The sequence below is a fragment of the Micromonospora sp. NPDC047730 genome, assembly GCF_043204765.1.
Taxonomy (GTDB): domain Bacteria; phylum Actinomycetota; class Actinomycetes; order Mycobacteriales; family Micromonosporaceae; genus Micromonospora.
This window is the reverse complement of record NZ_JBIDCU010000005.1, coordinates 434,053-453,960: the sequence shown is the minus strand read 5'-3', so window position 1 is coordinate 453,960 and position 19,908 is coordinate 434,053. Positions and strand designations below refer to the sequence as shown.

Annotated in this window: 14 protein-coding genes; 7 read left to right on the top strand and 7 right to left on the bottom strand. The window is 74.8% G+C overall.

Annotated features, from left to right (window positions below):
• Window positions 1-548: 548 nt before the first annotated feature.
• Window positions 549-2,195, bottom strand: coding sequence for a beta-N-acetylhexosaminidase (locus ACGF5G_RS16145; protein ID WP_393263339.1), 1,647 nt, complete (start codon window positions 2,193-2,195; stop codon window positions 549-551).
• Window positions 2,196-2,591: 396 nt separating this feature from the next.
• Between ACGF5G_RS16145 and ppdK the strand changes: the two genes are divergently transcribed.
• Window positions 2,592-5,327, top strand: coding sequence for a pyruvate, phosphate dikinase (ppdK, locus tag ACGF5G_RS16140; protein WP_393263296.1), 2,736 nt, complete (start codon window positions 2,592-2,594; stop codon window positions 5,325-5,327).
• Between the two features lie 99 nt (window positions 5,328-5,426).
• Here the strand turns inward: ppdK and ACGF5G_RS16135 are convergent, their stop codons facing one another.
• On the bottom strand, window positions 5,427-5,912 hold the full coding sequence (locus tag ACGF5G_RS16135) for a roadblock/LC7 domain-containing protein (protein WP_393263294.1): 486 nt from the start codon (window positions 5,910-5,912) through the stop codon (window positions 5,427-5,429).
• A gap of 194 nt (window positions 5,913-6,106) precedes the next feature.
• On the opposite strand from ACGF5G_RS16135, the gene ACGF5G_RS16130 reads away from it, so the two are divergent.
• From ACGF5G_RS16130 to ACGF5G_RS16105, 6 genes are all read left to right on the top strand, one after another.
• The gene (locus tag ACGF5G_RS16130; protein ID WP_393263292.1) at window positions 6,107-6,460 is read left to right on the top strand and encodes a VOC family protein; all 354 of its coding nucleotides are present in this window, start codon (window positions 6,107-6,109) and stop codon (window positions 6,458-6,460) included.
• Entirely contained in the window at window positions 6,450-7,763 is a 1,314-nt protein-coding gene (locus ACGF5G_RS16125; RefSeq protein WP_393263291.1) for a deoxyguanosinetriphosphate triphosphohydrolase, read from the top strand. The genes ACGF5G_RS16130 and ACGF5G_RS16125 overlap by 11 nt, the downstream gene beginning before the upstream one ends.
• Window positions 7,764-7,773: 10 nt before the next feature.
• Window positions 7,774-8,610 (top strand): siderophore-interacting protein, encoded by an 837-nt coding sequence (locus ACGF5G_RS16120; RefSeq protein WP_393263289.1) that lies wholly within the window; start codon window positions 7,774-7,776, stop codon window positions 8,608-8,610.
• Between the two features lie 89 nt (window positions 8,611-8,699).
• Complete coding sequence (locus ACGF5G_RS16115; protein ID WP_393263287.1) at window positions 8,700-10,337, top strand: BCCT family transporter; 1,638 nt, start codon at window positions 8,700-8,702, stop codon at window positions 10,335-10,337.
• Window positions 10,338-10,451: 114 nt separating this feature from the next.
• A complete protein-coding gene (dnaG, locus tag ACGF5G_RS16110) occupies window positions 10,452-12,341 on the top strand; it encodes a DNA primase (RefSeq protein ID WP_393263285.1) in 1,890 nt (629 codons plus the stop codon).
• Window positions 12,342-12,878, top strand: a complete 537-nt coding sequence (locus ACGF5G_RS16105; RefSeq protein WP_393263283.1) for a hypothetical protein — start codon at window positions 12,342-12,344, stop codon at window positions 12,876-12,878.
• Window positions 12,879-12,887: 9 nt separating this feature from the next.
• Here the strand turns inward: ACGF5G_RS16105 and ACGF5G_RS16100 are convergent, their stop codons facing one another.
• From ACGF5G_RS16100 to ACGF5G_RS16080, 5 genes are all read right to left on the bottom strand, one after another.
• Window positions 12,888-13,856 carry a TAXI family TRAP transporter solute-binding subunit gene (locus ACGF5G_RS16100; protein WP_393263281.1) on the bottom strand — a complete coding sequence of 323 codons (969 nt, stop codon included), beginning with the start codon at window positions 13,854-13,856 and terminating at the stop codon, window positions 12,888-12,890.
• On the bottom strand, window positions 13,853-14,245 hold the full coding sequence (locus ACGF5G_RS16095; protein ID WP_393263279.1) for a roadblock/LC7 domain-containing protein: 393 nt from the start codon (window positions 14,243-14,245) through the stop codon (window positions 13,853-13,855). Before ACGF5G_RS16095 ends, ACGF5G_RS16100 begins: the two co-directional genes overlap by 4 nt.
• Window positions 14,242-16,650 carry a nitrate- and nitrite sensing domain-containing protein gene (locus ACGF5G_RS16090; protein WP_393263277.1) on the bottom strand — a complete coding sequence of 803 codons (2,409 nt, stop codon included), beginning with the start codon at window positions 16,648-16,650 and terminating at the stop codon, window positions 14,242-14,244. The genes ACGF5G_RS16095 and ACGF5G_RS16090 overlap by 4 nt, the downstream gene beginning before the upstream one ends.
• Before the next feature lie 70 nt (window positions 16,651-16,720).
• Window positions 16,721-17,740 carry a TAXI family TRAP transporter solute-binding subunit gene (locus tag ACGF5G_RS16085; RefSeq protein ID WP_393263275.1) on the bottom strand — a complete coding sequence of 340 codons (1,020 nt, stop codon included), beginning with the start codon at window positions 17,738-17,740 and terminating at the stop codon, window positions 16,721-16,723.
• Window positions 17,737-19,878 carry a TRAP transporter permease gene (locus tag ACGF5G_RS16080; RefSeq protein ID WP_393263337.1) on the bottom strand — a complete coding sequence of 714 codons (2,142 nt, stop codon included), beginning with the start codon at window positions 19,876-19,878 and terminating at the stop codon, window positions 17,737-17,739. The genes ACGF5G_RS16085 and ACGF5G_RS16080 overlap by 4 nt, the downstream gene beginning before the upstream one ends.
• Between the last annotated feature and the right edge of the window lie 30 nt (window positions 19,879-19,908).

Below are 19,908 nucleotides of genomic sequence, written 5' to 3'. Positions count from 1 at the left end.
TGGCGCCGCCGGTGAAGGCGAGGCCAGCAGCGGTCAGGGCGGCCTTACGGATCAGATCGGTACGCATGATGGTGTGCACCTTTCGATCGGGGGTGTGCGGCGCGCACGGGGGACGGCGTGCCGCGAGAGGGGGAGGTCAGAACGGATCGCTCCGGCGGCGGGGCCTGCTCGGGCGTCCGGGGTGTCTCAACGACCCGGGCCGGCGACGCATTCCGCCGGTCGTTCGGGCCGCCGCGGCGCGGGGGAGTGCCGCGGGTATGCCATGTTCAACGACCCGGGCCCGCCGACGATTCCGCCGCCGGGGTGGCGCCGGCCACGGGACGAGCCGCACGTGGTGGCGACATCAGGGGCATATCGGGCGGCGGGAACCGGACATGCGGGACAGGTGGCGCAGGTCGTCGGGGTCGCCGAATGGCCGTCGACAGCCGCCCGACAGGACGTAGGGCGCAGTCGGGGCCGCCGCCCGTCAGGACATCGGGGCGCAGCCGGGGCCGCCGCGCCGGCGGGTCCGCCACCATGCGGTTGGCGGGCCCGCCGGGCGTGCGACGTCAGGCGGACGGGGCGGGCGCCCCTTCGGGGCCGCGCTGGGTGGGGATCGCCGCCGGGGACGCGGCCGGAGCCGGCTGCTCCGCCGGCCAGGGCACCTCCGGGGCGGCGTGGAAGGCGATGCCGGCGGCGGACCAGCGCGGGCCGTGCCCGGCCAGCCGGTCGCGGAACCCGGCCCAGTCGTGCGCCGTCCGCGGGGACCAGCCCAGCTCGGCGATCGCGGGCAGCCGGGGGAAGAACATGAACTCGACCTCGGCCCGCGAGGTGACCGACTCGGTCCACAGCGGCGCCTCCACCCCGAGCACCGCGTCGGCGGGGACGCCGGCCACGTGGGCGGCGGGGTCCCAGTCGTACGCCCGGCGGACGTCGATGAGGCCCGCCCAGTCGTGCCCGATGGGGGTGTCGGGGGCGTACTTCATGTCGAGGTAGGCGTGGTTGCCGGGGGAGAGGATCAGCCGGGCGCCCCGGCGGACGGCGTCCGCGGTGACCGGGTCCTCGCCCGTCGTCCCCCACCACTGGAGCACCCGCCCGTCGGCGTGCCCGGCGGGCGCGATCTGGTGCCAGCCGACCACCGTCTTGCCGGTGTCGGCGACGATCCGCTGGACGCGCTCGACGAAGGCGGCGTACGCGTCGGGGAGCACCTTGAACGCCTCGTCGCCGCCGATGTGCAGCCACGGCCCGGGGGTGAGCGCGGCGATCTCGCCGAGCACGTCGGTGACGAACTCGTACGTCCGCTCGCTGGCCGGGTCGACGTAGCTGAAGCCGACCTCGGTGCCGGTGTACGGCGGCGGCGCGACCCGGTCCGGCGCCAGCTCCCCGTACGCGGTCAGTGCCGCGTGGGTGTGCCCCGGCAGGTCGATCTCCGGCACCACGGTGATGTGCCGCTGCGCCGCGTAGGCCACGATCCGGCGGTAGTCGTCGCGCGTGTAGTGCCCGCCGGGGCCGTCGCCCACCTCGAACGCCCCGCCGACCGTCGCCAGCCGGGGCCACGAGTCGACCGCGATCCGCCAGCCCTGGTCGTCGGTGAGGTGCAGGTGCAGGTGGTTGAGCTTGTAGCGGGCCAGGTGGTCGATCACCCGGAGCACGTCCGGGACGCCGAAGAAGTGCCGGGCCACGTCGAGCATCGCCCCCCGGTAGGCGAACCGGGGGCGGTCGGTGATCGAGCCGCCCGGCAGCGCCCAGCGCTCGGCGACCGGCGTGGGGCTCTCGATCGCCGCCGGCAGGAGCTGCCGCAGCGTCTGCGTGCCGAAGAAGAGCCCGGCCGGGGTGGCGGCCTCGATGCGTACCCCGTCGGGTGTCACGTCGAGCCGGTAGCCCTCCGCGCCGAGGTCGTCGGCGTCGACCAGCGCCAGCGCGATGCCGCCGGCCGGCTCCGGCCAGGTGGCGTCGGCGACCGGCAGCGGGTAGCCGGTGGCCGGCCGGAGCAGGGCGGCGAGCTGCTCGCCGACGGCCCGGACGGCGTCGTCGGCGCTCACCCGGACGGCCGATTCGGCGGTGAGGACGAAGTCGGCGGCCGGGTCGGGCGCGACCAGCTCGGGGGCGGGCACCACGTCGCCCAGCCGGACCGGGGTGGGCGGGGCGAGCAGGTCGCCGGCGGTCCGGGCCGCCGCCCGGGCCAGGTCGGCGGCGGCGGGCGCGTGGGCCGGCAGGTCGAGGTGCCCGGGCGCCGGGTCGTCCGGCCCGGTGGCGGACGGGTCGAGCGGCTCCGAGGCGGTGGGAACGGATGGCACGGCGATGGCTCCCCGGGGGTGTATTCGCGGCTGTTATGGCAAAGGTGAGGTTCACCGAAATGCGTGCCGTCAAGAGTACGAGGGAGGGGCCGGAGTTGCGTGATCGTGCTCGTGGAAGCGTTCCCAAAAACCGGTACGAACGCGGATAGTCGTGATGGCTGTGCCTATTGTCACCGAACGGCCCCGGGTCACGCGATGTTCGCTTAGCCTTCGCCCACCAGCCGGGATGGCATCGGGATTACCGGTGGTCCGCCCCGGGGTATGGAGCAACTGAACCTTCGTTAAGTGTCGGACCGGCGCGCGTGGGAGGCTCTGGTGGCAGCGCAAGAGACGGTGGAACACAAGTACGTCTACGACTTCGCCGAGGGCAACAAGGACCTGAAGGACCTGCTCGGCGGCAAGGGGGCCAACCTGGCCGAGATGACCAACCTCGGCCTGCCGGTCCCGCCGGGCTTCACCATCACCACCGAGGCCTGCAAGGCGTACCTCGCCACCGGTGAGGAGCCCGACGGGCTGGCCGACCAGATCGCCGCGCACCTGGCGTCGCTGGAGCAGGCGATGGGCAAGCGCCTCGGCGACCCGCAGGACCCGCTGCTCGTCTCCGTCCGCTCCGGGGCCAAGTTCTCCATGCCGGGCATGATGGAGACCGTCCTCAACGTCGGCCTCAACGACCGCAGCGTCCAGGGGCTCGCACGGCAGGCCGGCGGCTCGGGCGACCAGGCCGCCGCCGGCGGTGCGGACCGGTTCGCCTGGGACTCGTACCGCCGACTGATCCAGATGTTCGGCAAGACCGTCTGCGAGGTGCCGGGCGAGGAGTTCGAGCACGCGCTGGACGACGCCAAGCGTGCCAAGGGCACCCAGAACGACCTCGACCTCGACGCGGACGACCTGCGCGGGCTGGTCGACGCGTACAAGAGGATCTTCCTCAAGCACACCGGCCGGGAGTTCCCGCAGGAGCCGCGCGAGCAGCTCGACCTGGCCATCCGCGCGGTCTTCGAGTCGTGGAACGCCGAGCGCGCGGTGGTCTACCGGCGGCAGGAGCGGATCCCGGCCGACCTCGGCACCGCGGTCAACGTGGTGGCGATGGTCTTCGGCAACCTCGGCTCGGACTCCGGCACCGGCGTCGCGTTCACCCGCGACCCCGCCAGCGGCGCGCAGGGCATCTACGGCGACTACCTGGCCAACGCCCAGGGTGAGGACGTGGTCGCCGGCATCCGCAACACCGTGCCGTTGCAGGAGCTGGAGAAGCTCGACAAGAAGTCCTACGACGAGCTGCTCAGTTACATGGCCCGGCTGGAGGGCCACTACAAGGACCTCTGCGACATCGAGTTCACCATCGAGCGCGGCAAGCTCTGGATGCTCCAGACCCGGGTCGGCAAGCGCACCGCCGCGGCTGCCTTCGTCATCGCCGGACAACTGGTCGACGAGGGCCTGATCGACCTCGACGAGGCGCTGCACCGGGTCAACGGCGCGCAGCTCGCCCAGCTGATGTTCCCGCGCTTCCAGCTCGACCACGAGTTCCAGCCGGTCGCCAAGGGCATCGGCGCCTCCCCGGGCGCGGCGGTGGGCAAGGTCGTCTTCACCTCCGCCCGCGCGGTCGAGCTGGCCGCCGAGGGAGAGGACGTGATCCTGGTCCGCCGGGAGACCAACCCGGACGACCTGAACGGCATGATCGCCGCCAAGGGCATCCTCACCTCGCGGGGTGGCAAGACCAGCCACGCCGCCGTGGTGGCCCGGGGCATGGGCAAGACCTGCGTCTCCGGCGCGGACGAGCTGGAAATCAACATCCCGCAGCGGAAGTTCACGGTCGCCGGGCAGACCGTCACCGAGGGCGACGTCGTCAGCATCGACGGCACCACCGGCAAGGTCTACCTCGGCGAGGTGCCGGTCATGCCGTCGGAGGTGGTCCAGTACTTCGAGGGCAGCCTCGACCCGGAGCACATCGACAACGCCCTGGTCCGGGCCGTACACCGGATCATGTCGCACGCCGACGCCGCGCGCCGGCTGACCGTCCGGACGAACGCCGACACCGCCGCGGACGCCGCCCGGGCCCGGCGCTTCGGCGCGCAGGGCATCGGGCTCTGCCGCACGGAGCACATGTTCCTCGGCGACCGGCGCGAGCTGGTCGAGCGACTGATCCTGGCCCGCGACGAGACCGAGCGGGAGGCCGCGCTGGGCGCGCTGCTGCCGTTGCAGCGGGCCGACTTCGTGGAGATCTTCCGGGAGATGGACGGGCTGCCGGTCACCGTCCGGCTGATCGACCCGCCGCTGCACGAGTTCCTGCCCCCGCTGGAGCAGCTCGCGGTCAACGTGGCGGTCGCCCAGGAGCGCGGCGAGGACGTGGCCCAGGAGGAGGCGCTGCTCGCCGCCGTCCGGCGGATGCACGAGGAGAACCCGATGCTGGGCCTGCGTGGGGTCCGCCTCGGCCTGGTCATCCCCGGACTCTTCGCGATGCAGGTCCGGGCGATCGTCGAGGCGGCGGTCGCGTGTGCCCAGTGTGGCGGCGACCCCCGGCCGGAGATCATGGTCCCGCTGGTCGGCGCGGTGCAGGAGCTGGAGACGGTACGCGCCGAGGCGGAGAAGATCATCGAGGAGGTGACCCGGGAGAAGGCGGTCGACGTGCTGATCGGCACGATGATCGAGGTGCCCCGGGCGGCGCTGACCGCCGGCCAGATCGCCGAGGCGGCGCAGTTCTTCTCCTTCGGCACCAACGACCTGACCCAGATGGGCTGGGGCTTCTCCCGGGACGACGTGGAGGGCGCGTTCTTCTGGCGCTACCTGGAGTTGGGCATCTTCGGCATCTCGCCGTTCGAGTCGATCGACCGGGACGGCGTGGGTCGGCTGGTCCGGATTGCCGCGGAGGAGGGCCGGGCGGCCCGGCCGGAGCTGAAGCTCGGCGTCTGCGGCGAGCACGGCGGCGACCCGGACTCGGTGCACTTCTTCCACGAGGTGGGCCTGGACTACGTGTCCTGCTCGCCCTTCCGGGTGCCCGTCGCCCGGCTGGAGGCCGGCCGCGCCGCGGTGGAGACGGACGGCTCCGACAGCCGCTGACGCGGGGACGTACGGCAGACCGGCGGCGGACCCGGGGGAGCGGATCCGCCGCCGCTGCCGTGCGGGCGCGACCGCATCGTCGGTCGGCTCCCGCGTGGCTCAGATCGGCGGGCGGCGCCAGGTGTGGGGGGTGACGCGCCGGGGCAGGGTGCCCCTGGAGGTGCGGGCCGTGAGCGGGGGGTGCGCCTCCGGTACCGGCGTCACCCCGATCGGCCGGCGGGTGTCCAGCACCGAGCCGGCGCGCCGGGCCACCGCCCGGGCGTCGGCGTGCAGCGCCTCCAGGTCGGCGGCGCCGTCGGCGACCAGCGTCAGCAGGGCGTTGCGCCCGGCCGGGTAGGTGACCACCGCGCCGGCCGCGGTGCGGAGCACCGATTCCCGGAACTCCCCGTGCCGCACGGTGTCGGCCACCCGGTGGCCGAGGCCGAAACTCGCCGCCGCGAGCGCCGCCAGGTGCGTGGCGTCCGTCGCCGGCAGGTCGCTGGAGATCAGCAGGCCGTCGGTGCCGGCCAGCACCGTGCCCGCCACCTCGGGGCGGCGTAGGCGTAGCCCCTGCAACTCCGTTCCCATCATCGTGTCCGCGTTCACGGGTGTCACTCCCACCGTCGGGCCCTCAGTCTGGTCACGTTCCGCTCCGGGAACGCTACCGCCGGCCATGCCGGACCGAGGTCCCGTAACGGTCGGCGATCGGCCGACAACTCTCGTCTGAACGGAGGTTGCGGGCCCGTCCGGCGCGCGCCAGCGGCGAGCCGTTCGGGCCGTCCGGGCGTAACCTGATCGGCATGAGCAGCGCCTGGGAGAGCCTGACCGTCGACGCCCGGGACCCGGCCCGGCTCGCCCGCTGGTGGGCCGAGGCACTGGGCTACCAGGTGGTGGCCGAGCAGCCGGACGGGGTGGAGATCCGCCGGTCCGCCGACCGGCTGCCGGGCATCACCTTCGTGCCCGTCGCCGACGACAAGGAGACCAAGAACCGGCTGCACATCGACCTGCGCCCAGACGACCAGGAGGCCGAGGTCGAGCGGCTGGTCGACATGGGCGCCCGGCACGTCGACATCGGCCAGGGCGACGTCGAATGGACCGTGCTCGCCGACCCGGAGGGCAACGAGTTCTGCGTGCTGCGGCAGCGTGCGGACTGAGCGTCCGGGGCCGGACGACCCGGACACGGCCCGCTGGGTCGGCGAGCCGCCGAAGGACACCGGGTACGGGCGGTCGGCGCACGAGCGGGACCGGGCCCGGGTGCTGCACTCGGCGGCGTTCCGGCGGCTCGCCGCGAAGACCCAGGTGCACACGGCCGGCACCGACGACTTCCTGCGGACCCGGTTGACCCACTCGCTGGAGGTCGCGCAGATCGCCCGGGAGATGGGCGCCCGGCTGGGCTGCGACCCGGACGTGGTGGACACCGCCGGGCTCGCCCACGACCTGGGGCACCCGCCGTTCGGGCACAACGGCGAGGACGCGCTGGACGTGCTGGCCGCCGGGTGCGGCGGCTTCGAGGGCAACGCGCAGACGCTGCGGGTGCTGACCCGGCTGGAGGCGAAGGTGGTCGCCCCGGACGGCACGTCCGCCGGCCTCAACCTGACCCGCGCCTCGCTCGACGCGGTCAGCAAGTACCCGTGGCCCCGACGTCCGGACCAGCGCAAGTTCGGTGTGTACGCCGACGACCTGCCAGTATTCGCCTGGCTGCGTGCCGGCGGCCCGGGCGACGACCGGCGTTGCCTGGAGGCGCAGGTGATGGACTGGGCCGACGACGTCGCGTACTCGGTGCACGACGTCGAGGACGGCATCCACGGCGGGTACGTGACGCTGCGCCCGCTGCTGGACGACCCCGACGAGCGGGCCGCGCTCTGCGCCGACGTCGCGGCCACCTACTCCGGCGAGTCCCCGGCCGACCTCGACGAGGTGCTGCGGGAGTTGCTCGACGATCCCGTGCTCGCCCCGCTGGCCGGCTACGACGGCAGCCACCGCGCGCTGGCCGCGCTCAAGGCGACCACCAGCGTGCTGACCGGCCGCTTCGTCTCGACCGTCGTGGCGGCCACCGAGGAGCGGTACGGCCCCGGCCCGCACCGCCGGTACGCCTCCGACCTGGTGGTGCCCCGGCGGATCCGGGCGCGGTGCGCGCTGCTCAAGGGCATCGCCCTGCGGTACGTGATGCGCCGCCCCGGCGCCGAGGGCCGCTACCGGCGGCAGCAGGAGGTGCTGGCCGACCTGGTGCACGCCCTGGCCGGCCGGGCGCCGGACGCGCTGGACCCGGTCTTCGCCCCACTCTGGCGGGCCGCGCCGGACGACGCCGCCCGGCTCCGGGTGGTGATCGACCAGGTCGCCTCGCTCACCGATCCGGCGGCCGTGGCCTGGCACGCGCGGCTGGCGCCCGGCTCCGGGCGCGCCCGGGGCGCGCCCGGCGGAGGGGCGGGAATGGGCGACCCGACGTACTTAGGTTAGCCTAACCAGCATGACGGAGCGCCCGAAGAAGGTCACGTCCGCCCGGGTACTGCGCACCGAGCGGCCCACCCCCCACCTGATCCGGCTCGTGCTCGGCGGGGAGGAGTTGACCGGCCTGCCGGTGGGCGAGTTCACCGACCACTACATCAAGATCGTGTTCCCGGTGCCGGGGGTCGACCACCCGAGCCCGATGGACCTCGCCGCGATCCGCCGTGACCTGCCCCGGGAGCAGTGGCCCCGGCTGCGCGCGTACACGGTGCGGGCCTGGGACGCGCTGGTCGGGGAGCTGACCGTCGACGTCGTGCACCACGGCGACGAGGGGCTCGCCGGGCCGTGGGCGGCCGCGCTGCGCCCCGGCGACCCGGTGCACTTCGTCGGCCCCGGCGGCGCGTACGCCCCGAGCCCGGACGCCGACTGGCACCTGCTGGTCGGCGACGAGAGCGCCCTGCCGGCGATCGCCGCCGCCCTGGAGCGGCTGCCGGCCGACGCCCCGGCCGTCGCGTTCGTCGAGGTCGCCGACCCGGCCGAGGAGCAGCGGCTGGTCAGCCCGGGTGCGGTGCGCCTGACCTGGCTGCACCGGGGCGGGCGCCCGGTCGGGGAGGCCCTCGTCGCGGCGGTCCGCGACCTGGAGTTCCCGCCCGGCGAGGTGCACGCCTTCGTCCACGGCGAGGCGGCCTTCGTGAAGGAACTGCGCCGCCTGCTCCGCGTCGAGCGTGGCGTCCCCCGCGACCGGCTCTCCATCTCCGGCTACTGGCGCCGTGGCATGGACGACGAGGGCTGGCGTGCCAGCAAGCCCGATTGGAACCGCCAGGTCGAGGCCGAGGAGTCCGCCGCCGTCCCCGCCTGAGTGGCCCTCCCGGGCACCCCGGGAGCGGGCGTTCGCCCGATATCGCCGTGTGTCGCCCCCGTGCCCAGCAGGATGGGCGGGGGGTGAGCATGAGCGAGCAGGTGCGGGACCGGCCGCAGGCCGTGGGCCGGGTCGACCCGGTGGTGCTGGCGCTCAGCGTCGGCGGCGTGCTGGCCGTGGTGGCCTGGGGCGTGCTGGGCCGGGGGTCCCTGGCCGGCTTCGGTGAGTCCGGCCTGGGCTGGGTGATCAGCACCTTCGGCTGGTTCTTCGTGGTGGCCGCCGACGCCTTCCTGGTGCTCTCGGTGGTCATCGCCGCGACGAAGTTCGGCCGGATCCGGCTCGGCGCCGACGAGGACGAACCGGAGTTCAGCACCCTCGCCTGGGTCTCGATGATGTTCAGCACCGGCATGGGGATCGGCCTGGTCTTCTACGCCGTCGCCGAGCCGATCGAGCACTACGCCGCGCCGCCTCCGGCCAGCGGCGTCGCGCCGAACACCGGGGCGGCCGGGGCGGTGGCGATGCAGTACACGCTCTTCCACTGGACGCTGCACCCGTGGGCGATCTACGCGGTGGTGGCGCTCGCGCTGGCGTACTCGACGTTCCGCAAGGGGCGGGAGAACCGCATCTCGGCGGCGTTCCAGCCGCTGCTCGGCGCGCGGGTGGACGGCCCGGTGGGCCGGGTGATCGACCTGCTGGCCGTCTTCGCCACCGTCTTCGGCTCGGCCACCAGCCTCGGCCTCGGCGCCCTCCAGGTCGCCGCCGGGCTGGACCTGGTCACCCCCGTGCCGGACAGCACGGCGGTCGAGCTGGTGGTGATCGCCGCCCTCACCCTGGCCTTCGTCGTCTCCGCCTTCTCCGGCCTGCACAAGGGCATCAAGTGGCTGTCCACCACCAACGTGGTGCTCGCCGTCGCGCTGATGGTCTTCGTGTTCGTGGCCGGCCCGACCATCTACGCGCTGGAGGTGCTGCCCGCGTCGGTCGGCGACTACCTCAGCCACCTGATCACCATGTCCACCCGTACCGGCGCGTTCTCCGACCCGACCTGGCTGGGCAACTGGACGATCTTTTACTGGGCGTGGTGGATCTCCTGGGCCCCGTTCGTCGGCATCTTCATCGCCCGGATCTCCCGGGGCCGCACCGTCCGGCAGTTCGTCGTCGGCGTGCTGCTGGTGCCCAGCGGGGCCAGCGTGGTCTGGTTCGCGGTGATGGGCGGCAGCGCCCTGCGGGTGCAGGCCACCGGCGCCCGGGACCTGGTCGCCGACGTCGGCGCGGGCACCGAGCGGGCGCTCTTCGGCCTGCTCGAGGCCCTGCCCCTGGCGGGCCTGACCACCCTGCTGGCGATGGTGCTGGTCGCGCTCTTCTTCGTCACCGGCGCCGACTCCGCCGCGCTGGTGCTCGGCTCGCTGACCTCCCGGGGCGCGCTGCGCCCGCACCGGGCGCTGGTCGTGGTCTGGGGCGTGCTGATCGGCGCGGTGGCCGCGGTGCTGCTGCTGGTCGGCGGGCTGGACGCGCTGCAACAGGCGACCATCCTGGTCGCGCTGCCGTTCGTGGTGGTCATGCTCGGCCTGGCCGTCGCGCTGGTCCGGGACATGGCCCTGGACCCGGCGGTCAACCCGCCGCCCCGGGTCCGCCGCTACGGCCTGGCCGCGGCGATCCGCGCCGCCCGGTCGTACGAGGAGGAGGACCCGCCGCCGGTGCGGCGCTACCTGCGGCGCCGGCCGCGGTGACCGGCGCGGCCCGCCCGGGGTGAGGCGGTCGCGCCGGCGGAACCGCCGAGGTGGCGGCGGTGGTCGCCACACCCGGCGTCCCCCGGCCGCGCGCCGCCGGTCGGGCAGGGCAGGATGTACGGCGAGGGGGTGGCGGACATGGCTGGGCGGATCCGGGACGAGGACATCGCGCTGGTCCGGGAGCGCAGCTCGATCGCCGACGTCATCTCGGAGACGGTGACGCTGAAGTCGGCCGGCGGCGGCAACCTCAAGGGGCTGTGCCCGTTCCACGACGAGAAGAGCCCCTCGTTCAACGTCTCGCCCGCCCGCAACGTCTGGTACTGCTTCGGCTGCGGCGCCGGCGGCGACGCGATCAAGTTCCTGATGGACGCCGAGCACCTCAGCTTCGTCGAGTCGGTGGAGCGGCTCGCCGCCCGGGCCGGGATCCAGCTGCGCTACGTCGAGGGCGACTCCGCCGCGCCGCGGCCCCGCCCGCAGCAGGGGCAGCGGCAGCGCCTCGTCGCCGCGCACGCCGCCGCCGTGGAGTTCTACCGCGCCCAGCTCACCACGGCCGGCGCGCGCCCGGCCCGGGAGTTCCTGGCCCGCCGCGGCTTCGACCGGGCCGCCGCCGAGCGCTACGGCTGCGGGTTCGCCCCGGACGCCTGGGACCTGCTCACCAAGCACCTGCGCCAGCAGGGCTTCACCCACGACGAGCTGGTCACCGGCGGGCTGTCCCGGCCGTCGCGCTCCGGCACGCTGATCGACCGGTTCCGGCGGCGGCTGATGTGGCCGATCCGCGACATCACCGGCGACGTCATCGGCTTCGGCGCCCGCAAGCTCTTCGAGGACGACGACGGCCCGAAGTACCTCAACACCCCCGAGACGCCGATCTACAAGAAGTCGCACGTCCTCTACGGCATCGACCAGGCCAAGCGGGAGATCGCCAAGCAGGGCAAGGTGGTCGTGGTCGAGGGCTACACCGACGTGATGGCCTGTCACCTGGCGGACGTCCCGACAGCGGTGGCGACCTGCGGCACGGCGTTCGGCGCGGACCACATCGGCGTGCTGCGCCGGGTGCTCTTCGACAGCGACGAACGAGCCGGCGAGATCATCTTCACCTTCGACGGGGACGCCGCCGGCCAGAAGGCCGCGCTGCGGGCCTTCGAGGACGACCAGCGTTTCGTCGGGCGCACCTTCATCGCGGTCAGCCCCGACAACATGGACCCGTGCGACCTGCGCCTGGCCAAGGGCGACATGGCGGTCCGCGACCTGGTCGCCCGCCGCGAGCCGCTGGTCGACTTCGCGCTGCGGCACGTCATCAGCCGGTACGACCTCGACACCGTCGACGGCCGGGTGGAGGCGATGCGCCGGGCCGCGCCGCTGGTGGCCAAGATCAAGGACCGGGAGAAGCGCCCGGAGTACGTCCGCAAGCTCGCCGGCGACCTCGGCATGGAGATCGAGCCGGTGCAGCGGGCCGTGCTCGCCGCCGCGTCCGCCCCGCCCGGTCGGGACAACCCGCCGGCCCGCCCCGCCCCGGCCGAGCCGGTCGTCGACAACCCGCAGTCGATGGTCGAGCGGGAGGCGCTGAAGCTCGCCCTCCAGGAGCCGGTGCTGGCCGGGCCGATGTTCGACGCGGTCGAGGCGTCGGAGTACCGCCACCCCGTACACGTGGCGGTGCGGGCGGCCGTCGCGGCCGTCGGCGGGGCCGCCACGGCGACCGGCGGCGCGGTCTGGATCGAGTCCGTCCGCGACGCCTGCGAAGACCTCGCGGCCCGGGCGCTCGTCGGCGAGCTGGCCGTGGAGCCGCTGCGCATCGACGGCGACCCCGACCCGCGCTACGTCTCGGTCACGATCGCCCGGTTGCAGTGGGGCTCGGTGACCGGCCGGATCAGGGACCTGAAGTCCCGGATCCAGCGGATCAACCCGGTCAACAACAAGGACGAGTACTTCGCCGCCTTCGGCGAGCTGCTCTCGCTGGAGCAGCACGCCCGGGCATTGCGCGAGCAGGCCGCGGGAGGGCTGTAGATGGGACTGTTCCGCCGCAGGCCGAAGCTGCCGACGGCCGCCCGGCCGCCGCTGGCCCCCGACGAGCGGGTGCTCGCCTGGGCCGCGGCCGGCAACGGCGAGGGCGACGGCGTGGTGGTGGCCAGCAACCTCGGGCTCTGGCTGCCCGGCCGGGCGCACCGGCTGGGCTGGCACGACATCCTCAAAGCGGTCTGGTCCGGCCGGGAACTCACCGTCACGCCGGCCGAGCCGGTCGCCGAGCGCGACGGCTACCTGGTGGTGGCCGACTGCCCGGCCGAGACCTACCTGCTGCTCGACCCGGGCGAGCTGCCGCACCAGGTGCGGGAGCGGGTCACCCGCTCGGTGGCGTACACCCGGCACCACCCGGTCCCCGGCGGCGCCGGCCGGGTCGCCGCGCGGCGGGCGCCGGGCGTGGACGGCCTCACCTGGACGGTCCGCCTCGACCCCGGCACCCCGGCGGACGACCCCGACGTGCTCGCCGAGACCGACCGTCTCGTCGCCGCCGCCCGCGCCGCCACCACCCCGGCGGACGCCTGACCGGCGCGGTCACCCGCTCCGGTAGAAGCGGGCCGCCCCGGGGTGCAGCGGGATCGGGTCGGTGCCGGCGGCGCTCTGCCGGGTGAAGTTGCCGCCCTCCGGGTGTACGCCGACCAGGTCGGCCTGGTAGGTGAAGAGCAGCCGGGTCAGGTCGTACGCCAACTGGTCGGGCATGTCGGCGCCGACCAGGATCACGTTCGCCACCGTGACGGTCGGTGTGGCGCTCGTCGTGCGGTAGACCTCCTTCGGCAGCTCGGCGGTGGTGTAGACCGAGCCGTGCCGGGCGCCGAGCGGCTCGATGAGGTCGGCGATCGGCAGCAGCGCGAACGTCCCCGGGGCGCTGGAGAGCAGATCGGCGATGCCCGGCGTGGGCAGGCCGCCGGAGAAGAACATCGCGTCGAGCGTGCCGGCCCGCATCCGCTTGACCGTCTCCGGCAGCGACAGCGTGGCCCGGCGGACGTCCCGGTCCGGGTCGAGGCCGGCCGCCGTCAGCAGGCGCCCGGCGATGATGTCGGTGCCGGACTTCGGGGAGCCGGTGGACACCCGCTTGCCGCGCAGCCCCGACAGGGCGGTGATCTTCGCGTCGGCCCGGACGATCACATGGGTGTAGTTGCTGTAGACCCGGGCCAGCGCCCGGACGGGCTGGGGCTGGCCCTCGAAGGCCCCGCGCCCCCGCACCGCGTCCGCGGCCGTGTCGGCGAGGCTGAACGCGATCTCCATGTCGCCGCTGGCCAGCCGGTTGATGTTCTCCACCGACGCCCCGGTCGGCTCGGCCCGGGCCTCGTAGCCGGGCAGGTGGCGGCTGATCACGTCCGCGTAACCGCCGCCGAGCTGGTAGTAGACGCCGGTGGTGTTGCCGGTGGCGAGGAAGATGCGACCGTCGTGCCAGGGCTGCGGCCCGGCCTCGGACGTGCCGCAGCCGGCGGCGAGCAGGGCCGCCAGCAGGGCCGCCAGCAGCCGTCGGGGCCGTCCGGTCACGCCCGGACCGCCGGCTCCAGCGCCTCCGCCACCCGCTGGACCAGCATGGCGGTCTCGTAGCCGATCTGGCCCAGGTCGCAGCCGGGCGCGGCCAGCACCCCGACGAGCGCGCGCTCGCCCACCGCCATCACCAGCATCACCCCGCCGTCCATGTCGACGATCTGCTGGCGTACCCGGCCGGCGGACATCAGCCGCGCGGCGCCGACCGTCAGGCTGGCCAGGCCGCTGATCACGGCGGCGAGCTGGTCCACCTGGTCCGCCGCGAGGTCGGGGGAGGCCGCCAGCCGCAGCCCGTCGCCGGAGACGGCGAGGGCATGCGACACGTCCGGCACCTGCTCGGCGAAGTTGGCCAGCAGCCAGTCGAGGCCGGCGCTCGCGGATGGGGTCATGGGGTTCTCCTGGGGGGTGTCGTCTGCTGGGTACGTCGCGTCGCGGCGGCGACGCCCTCGGCGAGCGCGGACAGCCGGGAGCGCACCAACTCGGGGTCGAGCAGGTCGTCCTTCGGCGGCGGCGCGGGGGCGTCGTGCAGCGCGGCCGGGAGTTGGCCGCCCCGGGTGCGGCGGGGCAGCCCGACCCCGGTGGTGGAGGCCGGCGCCGGGCCCGGCGGGGGCGGCGCGGGAACGGAGACCGGCGGGGGCGGCGCGGTGGCGGGGCCGGCCGGCCGCGCCTTGAGCACCGGGAGCGCGACCGTCGGCGCGCGGTGGATGCCGGCCATGTCGGGCAGGGCGGCCGGGTCACCCGACTCGCCGGGCCGGGCGCCGGTCGACACGGGCGGGACGGCCCGGGTGGACGGTGGCCGGAACCAGGGGGCCGCGGCGGCGGGCTCCGGCGTACGCCGTTGCGGGGCGGGCCGCGGGGCGACCGACTCGACCCGGGTCAGCGCCGACTCCGGGATGTCCACCTGCGCGACGGTGCCCGCGCCGGTGGCGTACAGGTGCACCCGCACGCCGTGCCGGGCCGCCAGGTGGGACACCACGTGCAGGCCCATGCTGCCGGCGGCGGCGCTGGAGAGCATCGCGGGGACGCGCAGCCGCTCGTTGATCGCGGCGAGCCGGCCGTCGCTGATCCCGATGCCCCGGTCGTGCACGCGCAGCGTGAGCCCGTCGACGGTGCGCCGGCCGTCGACGTGCACCGGCGCGTCCGGCGGCGAGTAGACGGTGGCGTTCTCCAGCAGCTCGGCGAGGAGGTGGGCCAGGTTGCCGACGGCGTCGCCGTGCACCGCGGCGGTGGGCACGTCGACCTCCACCCGGGGATACTCCTCGATCTCCGAGGCGGCCGCCCGGATCACGTCGGTCAGCAGGTGGGCGCCCTCGTGCGTGCGGCCGGGCTCGCCGCCGGCGAGGACCAGCAGGTTCTCCCCGTTGCGCCGCATCCGGGCGGCGAGGTGGTCCAGCGCGAAGAGCCGGGCCAGGGCGTCCGGGTCGGTCTCCTCGCGTTCGAACTCGTCGAGCAGGCGTAGCTGCCGGGTGATCAGGGTGCGGATCCGCCGGGCCAGCGCCTCGACCATCCGGGTCACGTCCATCCGCAGCTCGGCCTGCTCGCCGGCCAGCCGCAGCGCGGCCCGGTTCACCGTGTCGAACGCCTGGGCGACCTGGGCGACCTCGTCCCGGCCCTGCCGGATGCCGGCGGTGAGCCGGGTGGCCGCGCCCTCGGTCTGCGTACCGTCGCCGGCCGCGATCGCGGTGATCCGCTCCGGCAGTTCGCGGTGGGCCATGGTGAGCGCCGCGACCCGCAGCCGGCGCAGCCGGCGGCTGGTGCGCACGGCGAGCAGCGCGGCGGCGGTCAGCGACGCCAGTGCGACGGCGGTGGTCGCGCCACCGGTGACCAGGGCCCGCCGCCGCGCGTCCCGGGCCAGGCCGGCGGCCTGCCGGTCGAGTTCCTCGGACAGCTCCCGGCCGAGCAGGTTGTAGCGGCGGATGGCGCCGCTCTGGGCCACGTACCAGGCGTCGCCGTCGGTGCGCAGCCCGCCCGGTTCGGTCTCCGCGTTGAGCGCGCTGTCCCGCATCCGCCGCGCCGTGGAGACGTCGGTGCCGGTCACCAGCCGGGCGTACGCGTCCGCCGACCGCCCGCCGGCGATCCGGGAGAACTCGGCCTGGCGCTGCTCCTGCGCGCCGCGCAACTGGCCGAGGCGGACCAGTTCCCCGTCCGCCAGCGCGCCCCGCACGAAGACGGTGCGGAGCAGGTCGCGTTCCAGGGCGGCGAGGTGTTCCTGGGCGGCCACCGCCGCCACCTCCCGGGCCCCGTTGGCCAGGTCCCGGTCGCGGACCTGGGCCGGCAGCGCGTCGGCGACGGCGAGCAGTGACTCGACCAGCGCCAGGTAGGTCGGGTCGGCGGTGGTGGCGTTGAGCGCGGCCTGGCGGGCCGGGGCGAGCTGGCCGAGCTGCGCGTCGGCGCCGTCGAGCACCTGGCCGAGGTCCGGGGCGGCCCGGCGGGCGTCCCGGCTGGCGCCGCGGTAACGCTCCACGGAGGTGTCGACCCGCCGCCGCTGCGCCTCGACGAGGGGACGGCCGGTCGAGCCGCCCCGCTGGCGCAGGGCCGCCGTCTCGCCGAGTTCGCGCTCCAGCTCGTGCACCAGGCGCACGGTGGCCGTCGCGGTGCCGGCGAGCACCCGGGCGCGGTCCGCGTCGGCGGAGGCGTCCAGCGCGGTGGCGGTCTGGGTGGCCCCCAGCACCACCAGACCGACCGTGGCCACCAGGATCGGCGCGAGCAGCTGGGTGCGTACCGACCACAGCCGGTCGGTGTGGTCGGTGGGCCGGTGGTGCCGGCGCACACCGGCGGGGTCGGGAAGCGACACGCGGGCCTTCCGGGGTGGGTCGGGAGGGTGCCGGGCCCGGGCGGGACGCCCCGGACCCGGCACCGACGGATCAGCTCGCGCCGAGGTCCTGCAACGCCTTGGCCGCGCCGCGGTGCAGCGGCACGGGGTCGGTCTTGCGGGCGGTGTCGAGGCTGATGCCCTTGGCCGCCGGGTTGGCCTGGGCCAGCGCGTCCTTCCTGTCGAACACCGTCCGGGTGATCGCGCAGGCCACGTTCGCGTTGAGGTCCTTGCGGACCAGCAGCACGTTCGGAACCACGATGGTCGGGGTGTCCGCCGCCGTCTGGTAGACGTCCGCCTTGATGGTCCCCGCCTGGTACGCCGGGTTGAGCTCGGCCATCTTGGGCAGCAGCGGGGTGATGTCGAGGAACTTCACCTTGTCGCCGGCCGTGGTGAACAGGTCCGTCACTCCGCCCGTGGGCACCCCGCCCGACCAGAAGAAGCCGTCGATGCTGCCGTCTTTGACGCCCTCGACGGTCTTGGTCAGGTCGAGCCGCTGCGCCTGGATGTCCTTGGCCGGGTCGAGGCCGGCGGCCTCCAGCAGGCGGTTGGCGATGACCTCGGTGCCGGACTTGGGGGAGCCCGTCGAGATCTTCTTGCCCTTCATGTCGGCGACGGAGGCGATCCCCGCGTCGGCCCGGACGACGACCTGCGTGTAGTTGTCGTAGATCCGGGCGAGCGCCTCGACCGGCTGCGGGGCGGTGAAGCTGCCCTTGCCCTGCACCGCGTTGACCGCCGTGTCGAACAGCGAGAAGGCGACGTCGTACTGGCCGCCGACGAGCTGCTCGACGTTCTGCACCGACGCGCCGGTCTCGGCGGCGGTGCCGCTCAGCTTGCCGTCGGTCGCCCCGGAGAGCTGCCCGGCGAGGGCGTTGCCGACCACGTAGTAGACGCCGGTGGCGTTGCCGGTGGCGATGCCGACGCGGGTGCTCTCGGTGACCTTGCAGGTGATCTCGCTGGCGGCGTCGTCCTTGGTGGCGCCGTCCTGACGGCCCCCGCAACCGGCGGCGCCCGCCGCGACGAGCGCCAGCGTGCCCACCCCCGCGGCGATCCGCACGTTGATCCGTCTCACTGTTTCTCCTCCCCATGGGTGACCGTTGCACCTGCTGACGGCACACCGGTCGGGCCGGCGGTGCCGCGTCTGACGAGCACACCCGCCACCATGACGGCAGCCAGGGCGGCGCCGACGGCGACGGGTACGGGTTCGAGCCAGAGCAGCGTCAGCCCGGCGAGCGCGCCGAGGATCCGCTCCGGCGTGCCGGCCGGGCCGACGCCGGGCAGCCAACCGCCCGCCGCCACCGCCAGCACGGCGACGCTGAGGGCGGCCACCGCCCCCGCCACGGCGATCCGCTGCGCGCCCCCGATGCCGAGCAGCCCGAGGCCCGTCGGCGTGACCACGAAGGCGAGCGGGATGAGGTAGGCCGGCAGGGCGTACCGCAGGGTCTGCCACATGGTCGGCACCAGCCGGCCGCCGGTCACGGCGGCGGCGGCCACGGCGGCGAGCGCGGTCGGCGGGGAGGCCTCGGACAGGACCGCGAAGTAGAAGACGAACATCGCCGCGGCCGGGGCCGTGACGCCCAGGTCCAGCAGGGCCGGACCGATGATCACCCAGCCGATCACGAAGGACGCGGTGACCGGCACGGCCAGCCCGAGCAGGGTGAGGGCGACGGCGGCGAGGAGCGCGGTGAGCGCCAGCACCACGGCCGGCTCCGAGCTGACGGCCTTGGCCCCGCTGACCAGCAGCGCCGCGGCCTGCGGACCGAGGCCGGTCTTGGTGGTGGTGGCGGTGATGATGCCCGCCGCGGCGCAGACCGCGCTCACCGCGAGCACCCCGCGCACGCCGGCGCTCAGCGCGGCCAGCAGCCGGGCCGGGGTGAGCCGGTGCCGCCGGTCCAGGAAGGACAGCACCGCGGCCAGGACGGTGGCCACCACGACGGCCCGGGTCGCGGAGAAGCCCACGGCCAGCAGCACGACGATCGCGAGCAGCGACAGGAAGTGGTAGCCGAACCGGCCCAGCAGCCGCCACGGGGAGGCGGTGTCGAGCACCACCGGGCGCACCCCCGAGCGCCGGGCGTCGATCTCGACCGCGAGCAGGATGCCGAGGTAGTACAGCACCGTCGGGACGGTGGCCCAGCCGAGCACCTGGAGGTACGACACGCCCAGGTACTCGGCGATGATGAAGGCCGCCGCGCCGAGGGTGGGCGGGGACAGGATCGCCCCGACGCCGGCCGCGGCGAGCATGCCGCCCGCGCGCTCCGGCGGGTAGCCGGCCCGGCGCAGGACGGGCCAGGTGACCGCGCCGATGCTGACCGTCGTCGCCGCGCCCGAGCCGGAGACGGTGCCGAGCAGGAAGCCCGAGGCGACGGCCGTGCGGCCGGCCGCCGTCCGGGAGCGCCGGAAGGCGGCGGCGGAGAGCTCCACGAAGAACCGCCCGGCTCCGGAGAGGTCCAGCACCGCGCCGTAGATGGTGAACAGCACGATGTACGTCGCCGCGACGTCGAGCGGGGTGCCGTAGAAGCCGCTGTCGGAGTTGTAGAAGGCGTCGACGAGCTGCCCGAAGTCGAGGCCGGCGTGGGCCACCGGCCAGGACTGGGGCAGCAGCCCGCCGTAGTAGCCGTAGCCGAGGAAGACCAGGCAGACGGCCGGCAGGATCCACCCGGTGGTGCGCCGGCACGCCTCCAGCAGCAGGAGCAGCAACACGGTGCCCATGGCCACGTCGACCCCGACCAGCAGGCCCTGCCGGTCGAGGAAGGCGTCGTACCCGCCGCCGCCGTCGCCGAGGGGGACCGGCAGCACCGGGTAGAGGCAGCTCACCAGCGCCGCGGCGGCCAGCACCCAGTCGACCACGGTCGGGCCCCCGCCCCCGCCCTCGTCGCGGTCGCCGGTGTCGGGCCGGCTCTCCCCGTCCGCTCGTCGGGCCCCGCGCCGCAGCCGCTCGGGCAGCCGCAGGTTCGCCGGGTACGCCAGGAAGACGACCGGCAGGACGCCGGCCAGGAAGATGACGAGGTAGAACTTGCTGCCTTGCGGAAGCGGGCTGAACACCTGCCAGAGAGCGAGCAGCGCGACCGCGAGCGTGGTGCCGGTGATCAGGACGCCGACCGGCCCGGAGAGGACCCGTCCCGGCTTCTCGTCCTCGAACTGGGCGGCGAGGTCGCGCGGATCGGCGCCGGCGGAATCCGTCTTGTCGGGCGGTTCCGGCGGCAGCGGCATCGGGTCCTCGTCCACGGTGGATCCCGGGCC